Raw genomic sequence first — 3,260 nt, 5'->3', positions numbered from 1 at the left:
TCGATGAGCATTTTTGATTCCCCCGCTCACTCAACTTCTTTCATGAATAATTATACCATTTTTGGACAAAAATTTTGGACAAAAAGTCCATCTGCATTGCTGCAAATGGACTTTTTCAGTGCCCTTGGATGGCAAGGCTTAGGGGTTTTCTTTCTGCCGAGGAGGTGATAACTCTGATTAAAAAACTTTTCACCTGGAACCCATTAAGGGAGGTTGCTTTCTATGAATAAAAAATCGCTGGTTTTTCTTGATTCTACAATGAAAGATGGTTTGACTTCCGTACCGAATTCGGTGCTTACTTCGCGAACACTTTCTCTTGAAGCAAAAGCCCTGTTTTCTATATTCCTTATGTTGACCTGGCGCAAATATCAGATCACTGAAAGCTTTTTAGCCGAAATAACCGGCTGTGACATACAGAAAATCCGGGAATGTGTCTCCGAACTCCAAAACCACCGATTGATCCGGGAGGCGGTTTGATGACAGACAAAACGTTGGTCCTGGAAAACCCCAAGCTAAAGAATGGTTTTACGTCTATTCCAAATGCTGTAATGATGGCTATGGGGTTGAGTATCGGTGCAAAGTTCATGTATGGTCTTTTGCTGATGTTTGCCTGGCAGGAAAACGAGTGCTTTCCCGGCCAGGAACGCCTCGCCATAGTTGCTGAAATCAGTATAAGACAGGTGCAAAGATATCTTTTCGAGCTTCGCGATTATGGCTTAATCACCTGGAGACGGCGTGGTCAGAATCAGACTAACGTCTACTACATAAAAGACCTAAAAACTGTGGAACGCCTGAAAATGCCGGATGCGACAAATATGTCGTGTCCGGATGCGACAAATATGTCGCACAAAGAATACTCAGTAAAGAGATCTGTTGTTGTTGAGCAGCCACACGGAACGAAAAAAATTTCAAATAGCGAGAGCGCAGGCAGCTCTGTCGAAAATGACGGCGCTGCTTTTGATTTGCAGTTGGTTGATATACCTGATAATAATAGCCAAAAGTTGCAAGGGAACCGGAAAGAAAAAAGTCCGGCAGAAGAAATACCGCATAAATTGCCGGCTTGGGAGCAAATTCGCGCAAACGTCCGGAAAGTAGCTGGAGCCGACATATCTATAAGTTTCGCAAAAGAGATTTTAGAGAGATACCCACCGGAAAAAGTATCTTTAGTTCTAGGAGAGCTTGACCGCCAACTTTCTCAGGGTATTGAAATCAGGGGCGTAGGGTCATGGCTGCGCTACGCGCTTAAAAACGACATACAGCCGGACCAGCCGGCTAGAGCTAATTTTATTCCAGAGAAAAGGAGTAACAACAACAGGACCCCCAGAGCCGGGCCTGGGAGGAAGAATGATAATAACTACACCCTCACCCCGGAACAAGAAAAAAAGAAGAAGTTCATCAAAAGTTTATACGTTTAATCGGTTACAATACCCAGTTCCGAAGCTTAATGGCGAATAGAAGACGGAACAAATCGACGAGAGGGGGTAAGTAAGTGCAAGCGATCAGCGAAATATTACCAGCTGTTTTTGAAAGAATCCGTTTGGCTTATGAATTGAGAAGAAAAAGCGAGCCAGGTGGCTTTGAAATCATACTGTTTCAAATGGAATAACGAGACGAGACAAAGGAGGCTGGTATCCTGTGAAGGTTATTTTAGATAATGAACTGGAAAAGTGGGCCTGGGGCATGATGATGAGAGCTCATCATAAGTGGGAAAAGAATCACGGCAGTTTACTACAAGCTCAAATGGAATGCTTCTTTTTTTATCTGTTCAAAGAAGAAACATACCAGATGATTGATAAGGAAGTCGAAGCCATGTTAATGGAGGCTTATGGTCCGGAGGGGCTTGATGTTATTTAATGTTACCGAAGAGCAATTTGTTAAGAAGAGTTTAAACAACTACAAGAAAAATAGCTTAACCAAACAAGAATTTGAGCAGCTTAAGTATGAATTAGCAGAAGATTACAGGGACTTCGTTGATGACTATAAAACGGATAAAGAATGTCAAGAAGAAGTGATTCGGCAAGAGCTACGCAGTTTTTACAACACGTTTTTCAATGCGCCGGAGAATTTAACTGTAGTTTATAAAGGTAAAATTATTCAGGGTAAATCAAGTAGAGAGGAGGTGTTTAAGATAGATTGAGGGCTGGTCACTTGCCGGTGGAGCAGCCCTCAAAACCTAACCCAGGGGCGCGGAGGCCTCCGGTGAGGCAATTATAACATCCTGCGCTACCTGGGTAAATCCTAAAATTAAAAGGAGGCGTGCCAGGTGGTGCAAGAAAATTTGCTAATTGAAACAGCCCCGGATACCGGGGGTGGAGTTAGCTTAGAGCAATATGCTTATGTGGAATCCAAAATAATCGATTTTGCTTCAAGGTTTATGAAGAGAACGGCTAAGGAACGTAGAAATTTCCTTGCTCTGGCAGAAGAACTTAACAGTGATTCAGAGGATGAAGTTAAAAATATAGCAATCGAATTTATCAGGGATCTTTGTAAAGCGGCGGATAAAAAGGAAAGTGAATACCAGGACGCCTTGCTCAATTTGCTGTTGCGGGTGTCAAGTTCTTTGTAGATTCACACTGGGCAGTGTGACAGTGTAAAAGTTTTTACAATGTTGTTGGGGATATAAGGAATGTTTGTTTTTTACCTGTAATTAACCTTGCATTACTCACCTGTCAAAATCTTAACATGGTGGGTAATGTGAAAGTGTCAAAGTTTTTACAGTCTCAAGATTCAAAGGGGGTGACGCCTGGCAATAGCGGGAAATTTTTCTTGCGCGGCATGTCAAAAATGGTAAAATAATCTGGGAATATGAAACTGAGGGCGGGCCTCACCAACCGGGGGAGAAATTCCGAAGGGAGGTGGGGAAGGTGAAAACACCAGATGTTATACAACTTATCATCGCCCTACTCCTCGGACTAACCCTCGTGGTGTCCATTGTAAACTTGGCGGTTAAATAGTGTTCCCCGGGTTGCTAGCAACAACCCGGGGAACCTTGAAGCCCCGGTTGAAGTGAGGCACTCGTGCCGTCCCTCAGTTTCAGTATTCCCACTAATTAAAGGGGTGATAACTTTTAAATAAATAATAAATCTGGATTATAGAATTGTCAAGATTAGGGACATACACCAGGTAATAATTCTATATAGGCTCTCGGCATTAGATGGGAGGAATCATTAAATCTGGAATAAAGCAACTGGAAATTCTGGCATGCCAGGCTAAAAAGACTGTCCTTTTCACGACATTCCTAAAAATGGGCATGGCAAAGA

At 42.7% G+C, this 3,260-nt stretch carries 5 protein-coding genes; all 5 read left to right on the top strand.

The annotated features are described in order from the left end of the window. Positions 1-222 precede the first annotated feature (222 nt). Complete coding sequence (locus tag L9W92_RS18465; RefSeq protein WP_240085208.1) at positions 223-477, top strand: hypothetical protein; 255 nt, start codon at positions 223-225, stop codon at positions 475-477. Beyond that, the gene (locus tag L9W92_RS18460; RefSeq protein WP_240085207.1) at positions 477-1,415 is read left to right on the top strand and encodes a helix-turn-helix domain-containing protein; all 939 of its coding nucleotides are present in this window, start codon (positions 477-479) and stop codon (positions 1,413-1,415) included. Before L9W92_RS18465 ends, L9W92_RS18460 begins: the two co-directional genes overlap by 1 nt. Positions 1,416-1,635: 220 nt before the next feature. Beyond that, positions 1,636-1,854, top strand: coding sequence for a hypothetical protein (locus tag L9W92_RS18455; protein WP_240085206.1), 219 nt, complete (start codon positions 1,636-1,638; stop codon positions 1,852-1,854). Beyond that, positions 1,844-2,137, top strand: a complete 294-nt coding sequence (locus L9W92_RS18450; protein ID WP_240085205.1) for a hypothetical protein — start codon at positions 1,844-1,846, stop codon at positions 2,135-2,137. Before L9W92_RS18455 ends, L9W92_RS18450 begins: the two co-directional genes overlap by 11 nt. 126 nt (positions 2,138-2,263) lie before the next feature. Then, entirely contained in the window at positions 2,264-2,566 is a 303-nt protein-coding gene (locus L9W92_RS18445) for a hypothetical protein (protein ID WP_240085204.1), read from the top strand. The last annotated feature ends 694 nt before the right edge of the window (positions 2,567-3,260 follow it).

This window comes from Pelotomaculum terephthalicicum JT, from assembly GCF_022410535.1.
In the GTDB taxonomy this organism is placed as follows: domain Bacteria; phylum Bacillota; class Desulfotomaculia; order Desulfotomaculales; family Pelotomaculaceae; genus Pelotomaculum_D; species Pelotomaculum_D terephthalicicum.
This window is presented reverse-complemented; position numbering and strand designations above follow the sequence as displayed.